The organism is Paucibacter sp. PLA-PC-4 (assembly GCF_026241155.1).
GTDB lineage: Bacteria > Pseudomonadota > Gammaproteobacteria > Burkholderiales > Burkholderiaceae_C > Roseateles_E.
The window spans coordinates 56,157-73,349 of the sequence record NZ_JAPFGP010000021.1 but is presented as its reverse complement, the minus strand read 5'-3'; the positions used below and the strand labels follow the sequence as shown (position 1 = coordinate 73,349).

15 protein-coding genes are annotated in these 17,193 nt (G+C 66.6%); 3 read left to right on the top strand and 12 right to left on the bottom strand.

The features are described 5' to 3' along the window. From OOZ63_RS25020 to OOZ63_RS25000, 5 genes are all read right to left on the bottom strand, one after another. A partial coding sequence (locus tag OOZ63_RS25020) for an ATP-binding cassette domain-containing protein (protein ID WP_266008378.1) occupies positions 1-143 on the bottom strand: 143 nt, incomplete at its 3' end. Positions 144-159: 16 nt separating this feature from the next. Next, positions 160-1,284: a succinylglutamate desuccinylase/aspartoacylase family protein gene (locus OOZ63_RS25015; protein WP_266008376.1), complete on the bottom strand. Its 1,125-nt coding sequence runs from the start codon at positions 1,282-1,284 to the stop codon at positions 160-162. 11 nt (positions 1,285-1,295) lie between these two features. After that, complete coding sequence (locus OOZ63_RS25010; protein WP_266008375.1) at positions 1,296-1,982, bottom strand: ABC transporter permease; 687 nt, start codon at positions 1,980-1,982, stop codon at positions 1,296-1,298. Beyond that, a complete protein-coding gene (locus tag OOZ63_RS25005) occupies positions 1,979-2,668 on the bottom strand; it encodes an ABC transporter permease (protein WP_266008374.1) in 690 nt (229 codons plus the stop codon). The genes OOZ63_RS25010 and OOZ63_RS25005 overlap by 4 nt, the downstream gene beginning before the upstream one ends. Positions 2,669-2,686: 18 nt before the next feature. Continuing rightward, positions 2,687-3,937, bottom strand: a complete 1,251-nt coding sequence (locus OOZ63_RS25000) for a cyanophycinase (protein WP_266008373.1) — start codon at positions 3,935-3,937, stop codon at positions 2,687-2,689. A 305-nt stretch (positions 3,938-4,242) separates the two neighbouring features. On the opposite strand from OOZ63_RS25000, the gene OOZ63_RS24995 reads away from it, so the two are divergent. Next, on the top strand, positions 4,243-6,924 hold the full coding sequence (locus tag OOZ63_RS24995; protein WP_266008372.1) for a TonB-dependent receptor: 2,682 nt from the start codon (positions 4,243-4,245) through the stop codon (positions 6,922-6,924). On the opposite strand, the gene OOZ63_RS24990 is transcribed toward OOZ63_RS24995, so the two are convergent. Next, entirely contained in the window at positions 6,909-8,465 is a 1,557-nt protein-coding gene (locus OOZ63_RS24990) for an aminotransferase class V-fold PLP-dependent enzyme (protein WP_266008371.1), read from the bottom strand. The two genes, OOZ63_RS24995 and OOZ63_RS24990, sit on opposite strands and share 16 nt — an antisense overlap. 130 nt (positions 8,466-8,595) lie before the next feature. Here OOZ63_RS24990 and OOZ63_RS24985 point away from each other — a divergent pair, with 130 nt between their 5' ends. Beyond that, entirely contained in the window at positions 8,596-9,063 is a 468-nt protein-coding gene (locus tag OOZ63_RS24985; RefSeq protein WP_137941954.1) for an Lrp/AsnC family transcriptional regulator, read from the top strand. Positions 9,064-9,073: 10 nt separating this feature from the next. Here OOZ63_RS24985 and OOZ63_RS24980 read toward each other — a convergent pair whose 3' ends face one another. The 6 genes from OOZ63_RS24980 to OOZ63_RS24955 form a co-directional block, all read right to left on the bottom strand. Beyond that, a complete protein-coding gene (locus tag OOZ63_RS24980) occupies positions 9,074-9,727 on the bottom strand; it encodes a YceH family protein (RefSeq protein WP_266008370.1) in 654 nt (217 codons plus the stop codon). A gap of 4 nt (positions 9,728-9,731) precedes the next feature. Next, on the bottom strand, positions 9,732-10,514 hold the full coding sequence (locus tag OOZ63_RS24975; protein ID WP_266008369.1) for an SDR family oxidoreductase: 783 nt from the start codon (positions 10,512-10,514) through the stop codon (positions 9,732-9,734). Between the two features lie 75 nt (positions 10,515-10,589). Then, positions 10,590-12,323, bottom strand: a complete 1,734-nt coding sequence (locus OOZ63_RS24970) for a putative bifunctional diguanylate cyclase/phosphodiesterase (protein ID WP_266008368.1) — start codon at positions 12,321-12,323, stop codon at positions 10,590-10,592. Beyond that, positions 12,320-13,642, bottom strand: coding sequence for a sensor domain-containing diguanylate cyclase (locus OOZ63_RS24965; protein WP_266008367.1), 1,323 nt, complete (start codon positions 13,640-13,642; stop codon positions 12,320-12,322). The genes OOZ63_RS24970 and OOZ63_RS24965 overlap by 4 nt, the downstream gene beginning before the upstream one ends. 12 nt (positions 13,643-13,654) lie before the next feature. Next, positions 13,655-14,110 (bottom strand): PAS domain-containing protein, encoded by a 456-nt coding sequence (locus tag OOZ63_RS24960; RefSeq protein ID WP_266008366.1) that lies wholly within the window; start codon positions 14,108-14,110, stop codon positions 13,655-13,657. Between the two features lie 27 nt (positions 14,111-14,137). Further along, entirely contained in the window at positions 14,138-15,235 is a 1,098-nt protein-coding gene (locus tag OOZ63_RS24955) for a phospholipase A (RefSeq protein WP_266008365.1), read from the bottom strand. Between the two features lie 203 nt (positions 15,236-15,438). On the opposite strand from OOZ63_RS24955, the gene OOZ63_RS24950 reads away from it, so the two are divergent. Further along, on the top strand, positions 15,439-17,124 hold the full coding sequence (locus OOZ63_RS24950) for an electron transfer flavoprotein-ubiquinone oxidoreductase (protein WP_266008364.1): 1,686 nt from the start codon (positions 15,439-15,441) through the stop codon (positions 17,122-17,124). The last annotated feature ends 69 nt before the right edge of the window (positions 17,125-17,193 follow it).

Genomic DNA, 17,193 nt, shown 5'->3' with positions numbered 1-17,193 from the left:
CAGCGCAAGAAGGTGCTCTTGCCGGAGCCGCTGGAGCCGATCAAGGTGATCACATCGCCGGTGCGCGCGGACAGCGAGACGCCCTTGAGCACCTCGCGTTCGCCATAGCGTTTGTGCAGGTTTTCAACAACAAGACTGTCCATGATGGTTTCTTTTTCTTCAGGCACTCAGGAGTTTGCCGCTGCGCAGTGCCTGCTCGCCGGCGATCTTGGCCAGGCGCAGGCCGGCATGGGCGTAGCGGCGGTGTTCGCGGGCGTAGAGCAGACCGTCGACTGGGCTCAGCAGCGGCGTGATTGCGCCACTGAGCGGGTCGATCAGCTCGACGATCAGCTCCCCTGCCCTGACCTCGTCACCGGGCGCACGCGCAAACACCAGGATGCCGGCATGCGGCGCGTGCAAGGGCATCGAGCCCTCCAGCGGCCGGGCGGCCCGACGCAGCGGCGGCGGCTCGCTGACCGGCTGATCGATGAAGCCCCGCTCGCTCAGAAAGGCCAGGATGGCCCTCGCATCCTGGACCGCCAGGCCATGGCCGACATCGCTGTAGCCGCGATGCTCGATGGTGGCCGCGAAGCAGGCCTGCGGCACCGGATGGCGGCCGGCGTAGATCTGGCCGAGCCGCCACCAGACCTGGGAGCAGGCCTCATCGAAGGGCGCATCGCCGGACTCATTGGCCAGCAGGCTCAAGCTCACGCCAAGATGGCGGGCCAGGCGCTCGGCCTGCGGCCACAGCGGCGTGGCGCTGTACAGATGCAGCACGGCCTCGCAGTCGCAATGCAGGTCCAGCACCACATCGGCATCGATCGCCAGGCCCAGCAGGATCTTGCGTAGGCTTTGCAGCTCGCTGCTGACCGGCAGCGCCGCCAGGCTCTCGCGCAAGGCCTGGCGCAGCACGGCAGTATTGAGGGTCGGGTCTTGCGATAGCTGCGGCGCGGCGCGTTCGGCGGCCTGGCGGCTCAGGTCGGCATAGTGGCGGTTGAAGTTCTCGCCCGAGTTGGACTCAAAGCGGCCCTGGTGGGCCAGTTGCTGCCATTGCGACAAGCCGATCGGGTTTGCTGCCGGCAGCAGCACGATCTCGCCGCGCAGCGCGCCGGCCTCCTCAAGTTGCTGCAGCGTGTGGCGCAGATGATGAGCCACCAGCATGCCGGGTACCTCGTCGGCATGCAACGAGGCCTGCAACACGGCCTTGCGGCCGCTACTCTCTTGATCGGGCCCGTAATGCAGGCTTAGCAGCTCGCGCCGGGTGCCGGGCGTGCCCAGCTCGATCGGATGAAGAAGGGTTCGCATGGGGTTCGGGCTCAGCGCGCCAGCATCGGCCGCAGCCAGCGCTGCTCGGCAGCGCGAAGCAGGCCAACCAGGACCAGTGTGATCAGCAGATAGAAGGCGCCGGCCGTCAAATAGGCCTCGAACGGCAGGTAGTGGGTGGCGTTGAACTGGCGCGCCACACCGGTCAGGTCGGCGAGTGTGACGATGCTGGCCAGCGAGGTGCCGTGCAGCATCATCACGATCTCATTGCCATAGGCCGGCAGCGCGCGGCGTAGCGCGCTGGGAAGGGCCACGCGGCACAGCATCTGGGTCCGGCTCAGGCCCATCGCATAGGCCGCCTCGATCTCGCCGGCCGGCAAGGCACGGATCGCACCGGCGATGATCTCGGTCGTGTAGGCGCAAGTGTTGATTGCGAACGCCGCCACCGCGCAGAACCAGGCCGAGCTGAGCCAGGGCCAGGCCACGCTTTCGCGCACCGACTCGAACTGGGCCAGGCCGTAGTACAGCAAGAAGAGCTGCACCAGCAGCGGCGTGCCGCGGATGCAGTAGGTGAAGGCAAACACCGGCCGGCTCAGCCACGGCGAGGGCAAGGCCCGCAGCACCGCCAGCGGCACGGCGCAGACCAGCCCCAGCAGCAGGGCCAGCAGCAGCAACTCGAAGGTCGTGACGGCGCCCTGCAAATACAGCGGCAACGCCTCGGCAACCAGGTCCCAGTTCATAGCCGACTCCCCTTCACACCGATGGCCAGGCGCCGCGACAGGCGCGCAAAACCCAGCTCCGACACACTGGTGAAAGCCAGATAGACCAGGGCCGCCGTGCCGTAGAACAGAAAGGGCTCGCGGGTGGCCCCGGCTGCGAGACCGGCGCGGTGCATCAGATCGGTCAGGCCGATCACTGAGACGATGGCCGTGCTCTTGAGCAGCACCAGCCAGTTGTTGGCCAGCGCCGGCAGCGCGTGACGCAGCATCTGCGGCGCGACGATGCGCGAGAACACCCGCCAGGCGCCCATGCCGAAGGCCTGGGCCGCCTCGCGCTGGCCCGGCGGCACGGCCATGAAAGCGCCGCGGAAAGTCTCGGTCAGGTAGGCGCCGAAGATAAAGCCGATGGTGGCCACGCCGGCAGCGAAGGGATTGATGTCGATGTAGTCCTGATGGCCCAGGCGCAGCGCGATCTCGTTGATCAGGGCCTGGCCGCCGAAGAAGACCAGCAGCATCAGCACAAGATCGGGCACCGCCCGTATCGTCGTCGTGTAGCTCTGGGCCAGGCCGCGCAGCAGCCGGCTGCGCGAGAGCTTGGCCAGTGCGCCCAGCAGGCCCAGGGCCAGGGCGATGCCCAGCGAAGCCAGCGCGAGCACGAGCGTCATCAGGGCGCCCTCGGCGAGGCTGGCGCCGTATCCATGCAACATGGGAAACTCCTCAGGCAGTCAGGGCTTGGGCTGCGCCGCGTTGATCGGCAGGTACAAGGGGCGCCTGATCTGCACCGGCTGCACATCCAGCTGCATGCGGACCACGGTGTAGTCCTCGCCGCCAAAGGCACCGGTGAACCAGCCGCGGGTGTCGGGACCCTTGTAGAGCCGGAACTCAAAGGCAAGGTCGGGCTTTGCATCGTCGGCCAGCGGCTGGCCGCTGAAGGCCAAGCCTCGGGCCTCGCTCGCCGGGCTGTCCAGCAGCTGGCCCATTGCATTGACGATGGTGGTGTCGCCCAGCATGTCGGGATAGAAAGGCACGCTCTTGAAATAGGGCTTGAAGCCGGCAGCGTGCGGGTCGATGAAGAGGTCCTTGCTCTTGTGCGGCGAGGGCGTGGTGAGGCCGCTCTTCAGCGAGTGGCGATCCCCGCGGTCCAGATAGCTCAGGCTGGCTCCGCGCACATTGAAGGCCGCGAGCTTGGCGTCATGCGTGGCCTGGCCCAGGTCCACCAGCAGCGCGCCCTTGGCGCCTATCACCTCGATCTCGCCGCCACGGATGATGGCGGCGCTGTTCTCCTCGACCCCCAGGCCCAGCCGGTAGCCCTGGGCCTGCATCAGCGGCAGCATGCGGCCGAAGCGGCCGCGCTTGAGGAAATGCTGGTCGATGAAGAGATCCGGGCCGACAAAGCCCAGGCCCCGGTCGGTCTCGATGCCCTCGCGCAGTTGGCCCTTGAGCACCTTGAGCGCGTCCTGGGCATCGCGGAACATTGTGCGGCTCATGATGGCCGCGCCGGCGCTGCTGCCAGCCACGACGCCGCCACGCTCGAACACGGACCAGATGGCCTTGAGCATCTCGGTGGGTCGGCCACCGGGCTGCAAGGTGTCGACGATCAGCTCCTGGGCACCGCCGGAGAAGTAGACACCGCGCGACTCGCGCACCCGGGCGATCAGCGCCGGGTCATGCAGGCGGGCCTGCAGGTCCTCGCCCTTCAGGCGCGGGGCGACCGGGATGTGCTCGGCCTGCGCGCCGTTGCGGTTCAGCGCCTCGATGATCTGGCGGGCGCTGCGCTCCGGGTTGCCGGCGGCGGTGGCGAACACCGCGAAGCGCGCACCGGGGCCGCCGGCCTCGTCGACGATGCGCTTCCAGACCGCGTCATTGTCGAACTTCAGCGCGCCGCCGATGGCGATAGCGGTCTGGGCGCCGGCAGGGCCGGCCTGCAGCAAGGCCGCAGAAAACAGGGCCAGCAGTGACTGTCTCAAGGGGAGCATGGCGAGTGGGGTCTTGTGATCGATGGCTGCCATCTTGTCAGCCGCCGCCACACCCGGCCAGCGGGAAAGGCCCTGGAAACGGCCCCGCTGCGCCGAGGCCGCAACTGCATGTCGCATTCACGCAAGAGCGCGGCAGGCCGGGGGCGACGGCGCAACAAGGGCTTGCACGCAAGCGACGAGGACTTGCGCACAAGCGACCGCCACGCCAAAACCCCATCCCCGCGACTTGCGGCTGACTTCTAGAGTCGCCTCAAGGCCTGCAGTCCCCGGCCCGCTCCCTCCACCGTTCGCCAAAGAGGCTTTCCATGTCCATGCCCCGCTTCCGCCGCCCCCAACTTCATCTGCTAGCCCAGGCCAGCCTGCTGCTGCTCAGCAGCGCCGCGCTGGCACAGGACGCCAAGCTCGAGCGCGTCGAGATCACCGGCTCCAGCATCAAGCGCATCGACGGCGAGACCGCGCTGCCGGTGCAGACCATCAAACGTGACGACATCGACAAGAGCGGCGTCACCACTGCCGCGGAGCTGCTGAAGAACATCAGCGCCAGCGCCGCCAATCTCGGCGACGGCGCCTCCATCACCGACAACACCGGCGGCCAGCGCGGCTTCAACGGTGCCAATCTGCGCGGCATCGGCGTCTCCAGCACCCTGGTGCTGCTGAACGGCCGCCGCCTCGCCAACTTCGCCTCGCCCGGCGACAGCGCCGGCGTCGACCTCAACAGCATCCCGGCCGGCGCAATCCAGCGCGTCGAGATTCTGAAGGACGGCGCCTCGGCCATCTACGGCACCGACGCGATCGGCGGCGTGATCAACTTCATCACCCGCCAGGACTATCGCGGCGTCGATATCAGCGCCTATGTGGCCGATACGCAGGATGGCGGCGCCGGCAAGCGCACCGTGACCTTGAGCGGTGGCGTCGGCGACCTCAATCGCGACCGTTTCAATGTCTTCGCGACGCTGGACATCCAGAAGCTGGACGCGCTGCGCAGCACTCAGCGCGACTTCATCCAGGACCGTCCGCTGGCCGAGACCGTGCCCTACTACCTGTCGAGCCGCCCCTTCCCCGGCAATATCCGACTGTCGGGCACAGCCGCCACTCGCAACGCCCAGCTGGCCGCGATCAATGCCGCCGGCTACCGCTTCAACGGCCAGCCCTACAACCAGCGCACGCTCAATCTGTTCGCACCGGGCTGCAACCCGCCCGCCTCGGTCTACACCGAGCTGGTTGGCACCCAGGCCTGCGGCTATGACTACATGGCCGATACCGAGATCTATCCCAAGTCCGACAAGATCGCCTTCCTCAGCCGCGGCATCGCCGATCTGGGCGGCGGCCAGCAGGTCTTTGCCGAGCTGATGCTGGCGCGGGCCGAGACGCTATATGTACTATCGCCCAACCCGACCACACTGACCGGCATCAACTGGAGCGCGGTCAACGCCTTCCTGCCCAATCCGGTCAACCACCCGAGCAGCTTCGAAGTGCGTTTTCGTGCCACCGAGCTGGGCAACCGCAGCAGCGAGGTGACCAGCGAAGCCAATCGCGTCGTCGTCGGCACTACCGGCACCTTCGGCAGCTGGGACTACACGGTCGGCGCCAGTCACGCACTCAACAAAGTCGAGGACCGCTATGTCAACGGCTACTTCAAGTTCAACGAGCTGGTGACAGCCGTGCGCGGCGGCCAGATCAACCCCTTCGGTCTCAGCCCGGCCGCCAGCCAGGCACTGATCCAATCGCTGCGCATCGACGATGCGGCACGCCGCAGCGAGGGCACGACCTCGGGCCTGGACGCCAAGATCACCGGCACCCTCGGCCAGCTCGACGGCGGCGATATCGGAGTGGCCTTCGGCGCCGAGCTGCGCCGCGAGACCCAGAAGTTCACGCCTTCGGCCCTGCTGGTTAGCAACAATATCGGCGGCGACCGCGACGGCAGCGGCACCAGCCCGGCCATCGTCGCCACCAGTAACGGCCGCAACATCAGCTCGGCCTATGCCGAGATCAGCGCCCCTTACAGCAAGACCCTGGAGATCCAGGCCGCGCTGCGCGCCGACCACTACCAGCGCGTCGGCAGCTCGGTGAACCCCAAGCTGGGCCTGCGCTGGCAGCCCAACAAGCAAGTGCTGGTGCGCGCCTCGGCCGGCACGGGCTTTCGCGCGCCGAGTTTCAGCGAGCTCTACCGCCCGACCTCCTATGGCACCAGCGCCGCCTTCCTGTACGACGGCGTCTTCGACTCCTTCGAGCAATACCCCACCGAGAAGGTCGCCAACCCCGATCTGAAGCCCGAGAAGAGCAAGCAGTTCTCGCTGGGCCTGGTATTCGAGCCGCTGCGCGACACCAGCGTCAGCGTCGACTACTGGCATATCAAGAAGACCGATGTGATCAGCGACCTGTCCGGCAAGATCATCCTGGAGAACCCGGATCGCTACGCCGCCTACATCAAGCGCGATCCGATCGACGACTTCCCGACCCTGATCCTGCGCAAGGAGAACCAGGGCGGCCTGAAGACCTCGGGTCTGGACTTCGAGGGCCGCTGGCGCTCGGCCAGCACGGCAGCCGGGCGCTTCGGCGTGAACTTCAGCGGCACCTATGTGATCGAGTACAAGCGCCAGTTCGGCAAGACCGAGCCCTTCATCGAGAACGCCGGCCGCTTTCTGCAGGACCAGACCATCCAGCGTTGGCGCCATCGCCTGTCGCTGGACTGGGACTTCGGCCCCGCCAGCCTGACCCTGGGCAACAGCTACTTCTCGGCCCATACCGACGACAGCTACCTGCCGGACACCCAGCCGCGCAAGGTCAAGGCCTATGCGCTGTGGGACCTGAGCGGTAGCTACGCGATCAGCAAGGACCTGAAGCTGCGCGCCGGCCTGCTGAACCTGCTGAACACCGACCCGCCGTTCAGCAACCAGTCCTACTACTTCCTGTCCACCTATGACCCGACCTACACCGACCCGCGCGGCCGGACCTGGTTTGCGAGCCTGAACTACAGCTTCCGCTGAGCGGGCCACAGCGCCAGGCCGCCGGCCAGGCTCCAGGCCTGGTCGCGGCCCAGCCGCCGCAGCGCCCGGACAGCCTGGGCGCTGCGCTTGCCGCTGCGGCAGAAGAACAGCAGCGGCGTCTCGGCCGGCAGGGCTAACCAGCCGGGCAGCGCCTCGGGCAGTGTCGACAACGGCACGGCCTGGCAGCGCAAGGGCGTGCCGAGATCAAGACTCAGGCCCAAGCGCTGCTCATAGGGCTCGCGCACATCGACCAGCAGCAGGCCGGGCTGTTCCTGCAGCAATCGCCGCACGGCGGCCGCGTCCAGCTCCGAGCGCGGATCCGCCTCGCCGCTGTCCAAGGACAGCGCGGCCTGCGGCGGACGCAGGCCGGCGCCGCATTGGCGCAGCGAATCGCCGCAAGCGCGGATGCGCTCGCAGGCCTGATCGATAAACCCGGGTTCGGTGGCCGGGCCGAAGGACAGACGCACCGCCGACGCCGCCTGCCAGTGAGGCAGGCCCATGGACTCCAGCACATAGCTGGGCTGGGCATTCGCGGCGCCGCAGGCCGAGCCGCCGCTGACACGGATCTCGGCGGCATCGAACAGATCCAGCAGCAGCTTGGCGCTCTGGCCCGGCACCGCAAAGTTCAGCGTGGTCGGCAGGCACAGCGCCGGCGGTGCATTGAAGACCAGGCCGGGGAAGGCCTCTTGCAGCGCATGGGCAAGGCGCTCGCGGTAGCCGGCCAGCGCGGCGTGGTTCTTGAAAACACTGCCCTCGTCCAGCGCTGCCAATACGGCGCCCAGCGCGGCGATGCCCGACATATTCTCGGTGCCCGCGCGCTGTGCGCCCTCCTGGCCGCCACCGGCCATCAGGGGCGTCAGCGGCGCGCCCTCGCGCACATAGAGCAGGCCGATGCCCTTGGGCGCATAGAGCTTGTGGCCCGAGAACGGTGCATAGTCGATCCGCCGCCCGGCAAGATTCAGGTCCAGCTTGCCCAGGGCCTGCACGCTGTCCACCAGCCACAGCGCCGGGCTGTCGGCCAGCGCGACTGCGATGCCGTCCAGATCGGTGATCACGCCGGTCTCGTTATTGGCGGCCATGGTGCAGACCAGGCCGGCACGCGGCGCCTGGGCGCGCAGCCAGTCCAGGTCGTGGCGGCCGTCGCGGCCGACCGGAATCGCCTGGACGACAAAGTTCAGGCCCAGCAGCGCGTTCCAGTGTTTCAGCGCCTCGGGCACGGCCTTGTGCTCGGTGGCGCCATACAGCAGCAGATCGGGGACGAACTGTCCGGCATCGCGCCGAGCCCGCAAGGCATTCAGCGCCGACAGCACCGCCGTCTGTATGCCCTCGGTCGCGCCGCTGACGAAGAGTAGCTGGCCGCTGGGCGCACCCAGCACCCGCCGCGCCCGCGCGCGCACCGCGTCCATCAGCGCCCGGGCCTTCAGGCCGGTGCTGTGGGTGCTGCTGGGGTTGCCGAAGTCATCGGCCATCGCCGCCAGCGCGGCGTCGCGGGCCAGGGGCAGCACCGGCGTGGTGGCGTTGGCATCGAGATAGATTTCCATGGCTCTGGCGCGGGCGCGCTGCTAGGTTCCTGATGGCCGGAATTGTGCGCGGCCGGGGCCGGAAACAACGTTCGTTGTTGACCGTCTTTCAGCCTTGTTATGAAATCCAATTTCTCAAAAGTGAACGATTATGAAACTGGATTCTCTAGATCTGAAAATTCTTGAACTGCTGCAGCAGGACGCCGAGCAGCAGGTGGCGCAGATCGCGGCCCAGGTGGGCCTGTCGACCACGCCCTGCTGGCGGCGCATCCAGCGCCTGAAGGAAGCTGGCGTGATCACCCGCCAGGTGGCCCTGCTGGACGCGCGCAAGATCAATGTGGGCGTCACGGTGTTTGTCTCGGTGCGCACCAGCATCCACAGCCAGGAGTGGTTCGAGCGCTTTCGCGCCACCATCCAGGCGATTCCCGAGGTGGTCGAGTTCTACCGAATGAGCGGCGATGTCGACTATCTGCTGCGCGTGGTCGTACCCGATATCGCGGCCTACGACGCGGTCTACAAGCGCCTGATCGCCGGCACCGAGCTGCACGACGTCAGCTCCAGCTTCGCGATGGAGGAGCTGAAGCTGACGACGGCGCTGCCGCTGAGCTATGTGAAATGAACAGACGGCCTCAAGCCGCGATGCCCAGCTCGGCAGCCATACGGTGGACCAGGGCCGTCAAGGCCTCGACCTCGGCCCGCAGTCGTTGCTGCTCGGCGCGAAGGGCCTCGATCTCCTGCTCGCGCGGCAGCGCCGGTGCAGCGCCGCCACTGTAGGCGTCCTGCGCCACCGGCCCGCTCAGCAAATGGGCCCAGCGCGACTCGCGCGCGCCCGGCGCGCGGGCGAGCTTGATCACATAGGGCGGCTCCCGCGTGGCCAGTTCATCGAGAAAGCCCTCGACCGAGGAAATGTCGGCGAAACGGTGCAGCCGCTCGGTGTACAGGCGCAGCTCGGCGGCGGTCAGCGGGCCGCGCAGCATCAACAGGGTCAGAATGGCCAGCGCCGCACCGGGCACGCCCAGCACGCGGGCGGCGTTGTGCTCGAAGCGCACGACACGGCTGCCGCTGACGGTGTTGATCAGGTGCATGGCCTTGAGTTCATCGAGCGCCTGCAGCACCTCGGACTCGGAGGCATTCATCACCGGGTCGCGCGCGGTCTTCTGGTTGCAGCCCAGGGTCAGCGCGTTGACGGAGAGAGGATAGCTGTCCGGCACCGTGTGCTCCTTCTCGACCAGCACGGCCAGCACACGGGCCTCCAGGGGGGTCAGGTCACGCAGCGTCGACATGCGTTCAGACTCCGAAACCATCGTCGGCCTGGATCACGGCGCCGTTGATGAAATGGCTCTCGTTGGCGCACAGCATCAGCAGCGAGGTGTCGAGGTCCTGCGGATGGCCGACGCGCTTGCGCGGCAGCAGGTCGATCAGCTTCTTGCCGCCGTCGGTGGTCCAGTGGTGGTGGTTGATCTCGGTATCGATATAGCCGGGGCAGATCGCGTTGACATTGATGCCGTACTTGCCCCACTCCAGCGCCATCGCCTTGGTCATGTGGATCACGGCGGCCTTGCTCATCGAGTAGACGCCAATCTGGCTGAGCACCCGCAGGCCGGCCATCGACGCGATATTGACGATGCGCCCGCCGATGAAGGTGCCTGGTGCCGAGCCGCGGGCCCGCGCCAGCATGCGCTTGCCGACCTCCTGCGCGACGAAGAAGGCGCCGCGCACATTGGTGTCCATTACGAAGTCGTAGTCATCGGTGCTGACGTCAACCAGCTTCTGCGTCGTGCTGACGCCAGAGTTGTTGACCAGGATGTCCAGCGTGCCGACCTCGGTCTCGGCATGGGCGACCGCCGACTTGATGCTGTCCAGATCGGTGACGTCCAAGGTCACGACATGGGCGTCGCCGCCGGCCGCCTCGATCTCGGCGCGCAAGGCCTTGAGCCGGTCCAGGCGCCGACCGGCCAGCACCACCCCGGCACCGGCCTTGGCCAGGGTCTTGGCGAACTGCGCTCCCAGGCCGCTGGAGGCGCCGGTCACCAGGGCCACGCGGCCCGATAAGTCAATGCTGTAGCTCATGGTCTCGTCCTCGGAAAACTGCTGGAGGAAACGATAGCATGCGCGCCGGCCATGCCTGGACTCGGCGACGATCTGTCAGCGCAGGTGCTCGATGATCCAGTCGTGAGCCTGCTCGGCCGGCAGTGGTCGGGCATAGAGATAGCCCTGGCCCTTGTCACACTCCAGCACCGCCAGGATGTCCGCCTGCCCGGTGGTCTCGACACCCTCGGCCACCGTACGCATGCCCAGGCTGCGCGCCACACGCACGGTCGCTTCGATCAGCACCCGGTGGTGGGCGCTGGTCTCGGCCTGGCTGACGAAGGAACGGTCGATCTTGACCACATCGACCGGCAGCAGGTGCAGGCTGGCCAGCGAGGAGTAGCCGGTGCCGAAGTCGTCCAGCGCCAGGCCTATGCCCAAGGCTTTGAGTCGATGCAGCATGCGCTGCACCGACTCGCCCTGCGCGGCCAGGCTCTCGGTGATTTCCAACTGCAGATGCCGCGCCGCCAGGCCGCTGTCGGCCAGCGAGCGGGCCACCAGGTCCGGCAAATCGGCATCAGCCAACTGGGCCCGCGACAGATTGACCGAGAGGATCTGCGGCGCGCCATCTCCGAGCTGGCGCTGCCAGGTGGCGAACTGCCGGCAGGCCGTATCCAGCACAAAAGCGCCCAGCGGTGCGATCAGGCCGGTCTCCTCGGCCACGTCGATGAACTCGATCGGCGAAACCAGGCCGCGCGTCGGGTGCTGCCAGCGCACAAGCGCCTCAACTCCGCTGCAAGCCCCGCCGACCAGATCCACCAGCGGTTGATAGACCACAAACAGCTCCCCCTGCGCCAGCGCACGGCGCAGATCGCTCTCGACCTGGCCGCGCCGCGCCGCGCGCTGTTTCATCTGCGGTTCGAACACACAGTAGCGGGCGCCGCCCGCACGCTTGGCCACCCGCATCGCGGTGCTGGCGTCCTGCAGCACCGCATCGGCATCACCCTCGGCCTGAGCCCGCAGCACCACGCCCATGCTGGCGCTCAAGTGCAGTTGCTCGTGGGCGATGCCATAGGGCTTGGCCAGCGCGTCAAGCAGGCGCTGTGCGACGCCGTGCACATCGTCGGCGCGGCGCAGGCCTTCGAGCACGACGACGAACTCATCGCTGCCCAGCCGGGCAGCGGTCTGGGTGTGCGACGGCACCGCGATGCCACTGACCACCACATCGCTCAGCCGCACCGTGCTGCTGAGCCGCACAGCGATCAGGCGCAGCAGCTCGTCGCCGACGCCAGGGCCCAGGCTGGCATTGACGCGATTGAAGCGGTCGACATTGATGAAGAGCAGCGCGAACTGGTAAGTCTCATCGATACGCGCATGCAGCAAGGCCTGTTCGATGCGCTCGAGCGCCACAGCGCGGTTCGGGATCAGGGTCAGGCTGTCGGTACGGGTGGCGTCGCGCAGCTGAGAGGCAACCCGCTGCTGCTCGTCCAGCGCGGCCGACGTCGCATCGCTGACGCTGGCAATCAGAGTGTCGGCGTCGAGCTTGAGCAGGCGAATGTCCAGCGCCTTGACGATACTGCGTGGGTGCGCCACAGGCACCCGCAGTGCCTCGCAGATCACACCGTTCGATTCGCCCAGCGCGGCCGTCTGCGCCCGCAGCTCGGGAGCCACGGTTTGCAGGGCTTCGAAGAGATTGAGCAGATTGCCGCCGGGCGCCACCGGCATCAGCAGCTGCGCCGACATGGGGTTGGCCATCAGAATCTCGCCGTCCGGCCGCGCCTGCAGCAGGCCGATCGGCGACTGGTAGAGGAACTGGATCAAGGCCTCGTAGGCGCTGGCTTCCGGCTTCATAGGCCTGCCTCCAGCTCGCTGGGTGCGGCGCTGCCCTTCCAGCGCTGCACCCGGTTGCGACCCAGCGCCTTTGCCTGGTAGAGCGCGGCGTCGGCGCGCTTGATCAGCGCGTCCAGACCGGCCACGCCGGCCTGCATTTGAACCACACCGGCGCTGACGGTGTAGCGGACGCTGTGTCCGTCAATCTCGACCGGCCGCTCCGCGATGCTCTGGCACAAGCGATATGCCAGAGCCTCGGCGCCGTCGATCGTGGTGTCCGGCAGCAGCAGGATGAACTCCTCGCCGCCGACTCGGGCCACCACATCGAGCGAGCGCGAGCACGCGCCCAGCGCCTGCGCCAGATGGCGCAGCACCGCGTCTCCGGTGGCATGGCCATGGAGGTCGTTGACCTGTTTGAAATGATCGGCATCGATCATCACCAGAGACAAGGGGCGTGGCTGCTGTGCCCAACGTTGCAACTCGATCTCGGCGGCCTCGAAGAAGGCGCGGCGGTTGGCCAGTCCGGTCAGGTGGTCGCAGAAAATCGAACGACGCAAGGCCTCATGAGCCTCGCGGCGGTCGGAGATGTCGCGGATGATCAGACTGTAGCCGCGCGGCGCGGTGGCGTCATCGGCGCTCTCATGCAGCGGGGCGATCAGACAGCTGCCCCAGAAGCGCGAGCCGTCGGCACGCAGCCGCCAGCCCTCGTCCAGACTCCAGCCGCTGCGGTCGGCCTCGTGCAGACGATCCTGCATGCGCGCCGGCGGCAGGCTATCGGGCGGATAGAAGACCGAATAGCCGCGCCCCACCGAGGCCTCGGCCGCAAACCCGGTCACCCGTCCGACGCTGGGGTTCCAGGCTTGCACGGCCCCCTGCTCGTCCAGTGGTAGCAGGGCATAGTCGGTCATACCGCTGACGATGGTATTGATCCAGGCCTGGCTCTGGCGCAGCTCTCGCTCGCGCCTGACGGACAGCGTCACGTCGCTGAGCACGGCCATCAAACGCTCGTCATCGAGCTTGAGCAGGCTCAGAGACAGCAGCTGCGGTTCGGCATGCCCCGAGCCGACCGCGGTCACCTGCAGCTGCTGCCCCTCGACAATCATGCCGTGCGAGCCTTGAAAGTCGTTCACGCGGTGGCGCAGGTCTGGAGCCACATCGGCCAGCGCGGTGAAGAGATTGGCCAGCGCGCCGTCGCGCGACAGCGGCATCAGCAGCTGTGCGGACAGCGGATTGATCAGCAGGATCTCGCCGTCATGGCGCAGTTGCAGCAGACCTATCGGCGCCATGTAGAGAAACTGCAGCAGCGCCTCGTGCTCCTGCTCGGTCACTGAGGGGTTCATCGTGCGGCGGGCTCAAGGGGCCCGATTGACCAGGACATAGCGCCGCGCCGCGCCAGCGCTGGCCAGCAGACGCAGCCGGACCTTAACGGGCCGCATCCGCAAGGTAAGCACATAGTCGATCGTGTCGTCCAGCGCACTGCCCGCCTGCTGCGCGTCGTCGAAACGCTGGGCCACCATGAAATTATTCATGCATGGTGCCACCACGGTGAACAACGCATGCCCCAGCACGCGCTCCGGCGACAAGCCGGCGGCCTTGGATTCAAAAGCGTTGTAGCGCCGGACCACCCCTTCGGCATCAAAACCGATGACACCAAAGTTCAGAGCATCGAGCTCGGCATCGCCGGCCTGTTCAAGCAGGGTGAGCAGTTGCTGATCGGAAAAATCCAGGGCTTGGACGGTAGTCATCAATTTCTCTTGGGCAAAAAGCCAGCAAAGCGCTCGCACGGTATTCCGGTTTATCGGCGACAACGCCAGATACTTGAGGCCGGGGCCTGATCAGAACTGCATGAAGCTCACCCCCGCGCCTATGCTGGTCTGGCGAAAGTTGTAGTCGGTCAGCGTTTCGCCATAGCCACGGAAGGCCTGCAAATACCAGCGCAGGCCGTTGGGCTGGTCTTCAAAGACCGGGTAGGTCCATTCCAGCTGCAGCGCGCCGTACTTAACGTCTTTGAGGGTGCTGCGATAGAGCAGCGAGGCGGTGTGCTTGCCATGGGCCCAGTTCAGCTGCAGCTCGCCGCGGCCGCGGTAGCTGACCAGGTCGGGGTTGTTGTCGGTGGCCAGCGGCTCGTTGATGCGCTGGGTCAGCCGAGTGCTCAGCGACCAGTCGCCGCGCTCGAACCCGGCCCCCAGGTTGACGCGGTTCCAACTGCGCGACAGCGGGTCGGACTGGCCGTTGGACTGGTGGGCGATGCCCAGCTGCGCATAGCGCCATTGCCAGCCAAAGGGCAGCTGCCGCCATGCCTGCGGCGTGGGCAGCACATAAATCACCTCAGGCTCGTAATCGCTGTTGCGAAAGGGCTTGGAGTCCTTGCCGTTCCATATCTGCCACATCGCCTGCTGGGTGAAGGCCACCCACAGATCGCCACCAGGCAAGATCAGGTCCTGGGCGAGCTTGGTGCGCAGCGAGAGCTGGAACTTGGCCTCCTCGCGCCGATAGTTCGGCTGCGCCACCACCGCCTGGGTCGGCGACTGCGGCTGGCGGTTGATACGGCTGGTGTAGTGAAAGGGCAGCACGTAGTTGGGCTTGTAGCCAACGAAGTTGAAGGTGCCGCGCTTGTCCTCAGCGTCAAGCTCCCAGAACTTGGACATCAGGCTGGAGCTACTGCGCGATTGCACGGCGTTCAGCGCACCCTTGGGAGCCAGCTCGGAGCTTGATGGCATTGGGGCGGCCACTGCCGTGGGCGCCGCCTCGGGCGACGCAGGCAGCTCGGGCGCCCGGCCCGCCAGCTTGTCGTAGCAGGCCAGCCGATCGGCCGGGGCGCCGATCGCAGCGCAATAGACCAGGGTCGGCGTCTCGGCCTCGGCCAATGCCGGCTGAGCACCGGCAGCGGCCAGCAGGGTCAACAGGGACGGGGCAGCGAAATGTCTGGGCATGTTAGCAACGAAAGCGATTCGGACTGTGCATGATCGCAGCCCTGGCGCTGCCGGTCTGTGACACGGCGTTTGCGCGCCATGCTATGCGCCTCGGGCGAATTCCAAATAGCACGATCGTTCTATTTTTCATTCAGACCAGTAGAATGCGGCCCGAACAGTGCGCGGCCACCCGCGTGACTCCAGCAAAAGAACCAAGGACAAGCATGACGAGCGAAGAACTTGTGGCCCAGTACGGTCCGCGCGAGAACATGGAGTACGACGTGGTCGTGGTGGGCGGTGGCCCGGCCGGTCTGGCCAGCGCGATCCGGCTCAAACAACTGGCGGCCGACAAGGGTCAGGACTTGTCCGTGGTGGTGCTGGAGAAGGGTTCCGAGCCCGGCGCGCACATCCTGTCCGGCGCAGTGATGGACCCCAGGGCCATCAGCGAGCTGTTCCCCAACTGGCAGGAGCTTGGCGCCCCGCTGAAACAGGCGGTGACCGGCGACGAGGTGCTGTTCCTCAGCGAAGGCGGCGCCACCAGCACACCGCAGTGGCTGATTCCCGAGTGCTTCCACAACCACGGCAATTATGTGATCTCGCTGGGCGCGGTCACCAAATGGTTGGGCGAGCAAGCCGAGGCGCTAGGCGTTGAGATCTTCCCGGGCTTCACCGCCGCCGAGATCATCTACGGCGAGCAGGGCGAGGTTCGCGGCATCGCCACTGGCAATATGGGCGTTGGCAAGGACGGAGAGCCCACCGGCGAGTTCCAGCTGGGCATGGAGCTGCTGGGCAAATACACCATCTTTGCCGAGGGCTCGCGCGGCCATCTAGGCAAGCAGCTGATCGCCAAATACCAGCTCGACGCCGGCCGTGATCCGCAGAGCTACGCGATAGGCATCAAGGAGCTGTGGGAAGTGCCCGCCGACAAGGCCAAGCCCGGCCTGGTCGTGCACACCGCAGGCTGGCCGATGGACAACGAGACCTATGGCGGCGGCTTCCTCTACCACCTGGAGGGCAACAAGATCACGCTGGGCTTTGTCGTCGGCCTCGACTACAAGAATCCCTGGCTCTCGCCCTTCGAGGAAATGCAGCGCTGGAAAACCCATCCCAGTATCCGCGCCCATCTGGAAGGCGGCAAGCGCATCAGCTACGGCGCACGTGCAATTACCGCCGGCGGTCTGCTGAGTTTGCCCAAGACTGTGTTCCCCGGCGGCGCCCTGGTAGGCTGCGACGCCGGCTATCTGAATGCGGCCCGCATCAAGGGCAGCCATGCGGCCATCAAGACGGGCATGCTGGCGGCCGAAGCCGCCTTTGAGGCCCTGGGCGCCGGCCGCTCGCACGATGAGCTGGCGGCCTACCCGGCTGCCTTCGAGCAGAGCTGGTTGCACGCCGAGCTGAGCCAGTCACGCAACTTCAAGCAGTGGTTCAAGAAGGGCAACACGGTCGGTGCGCTGATGACCGGCATCGAGCAGTGGTTCTTGCCCAAGCTGGGCATCAAGAGCCCACCCTGGACCATCCATCGCACCCTGCCGGACCATGTCTATCTGCGCCCAGCCGCCGAATCGAACAAGATTGCCTACCCCAAGCCCGATGGCAAGCTGACCTTCGACCGGCTCTCCTCGGTCTTTGTCTCCAACACCAATCATGCGGAAGACCAGCCGGCGCACCTGACGCTCAAAGACGCCTCGGTGCCGGTGGCCATCAATCTGGCCAAATTCGCGGGCCCTGAGAGCCGCTACTGCCCCGCCGGGGTCTACGAGTTCGTCAAAACCGATGCCTCGGAGGATCGCTTGCAGATCAACGCGCAGAACTGCGTGCACTGCAAGACCTGCGATATCAAGGACCCGACCCAGAATATCGTCTGGGTCACCCCCGAAGGTGGGGGCGGGCCGAACTACGCGGGCATGTAAAGTCCGACGTAGCGCTTAGCCTTCTGCCAAAGCCCGCCCTCACCGGCGGGCTTTCTTGTTTTGATTGCC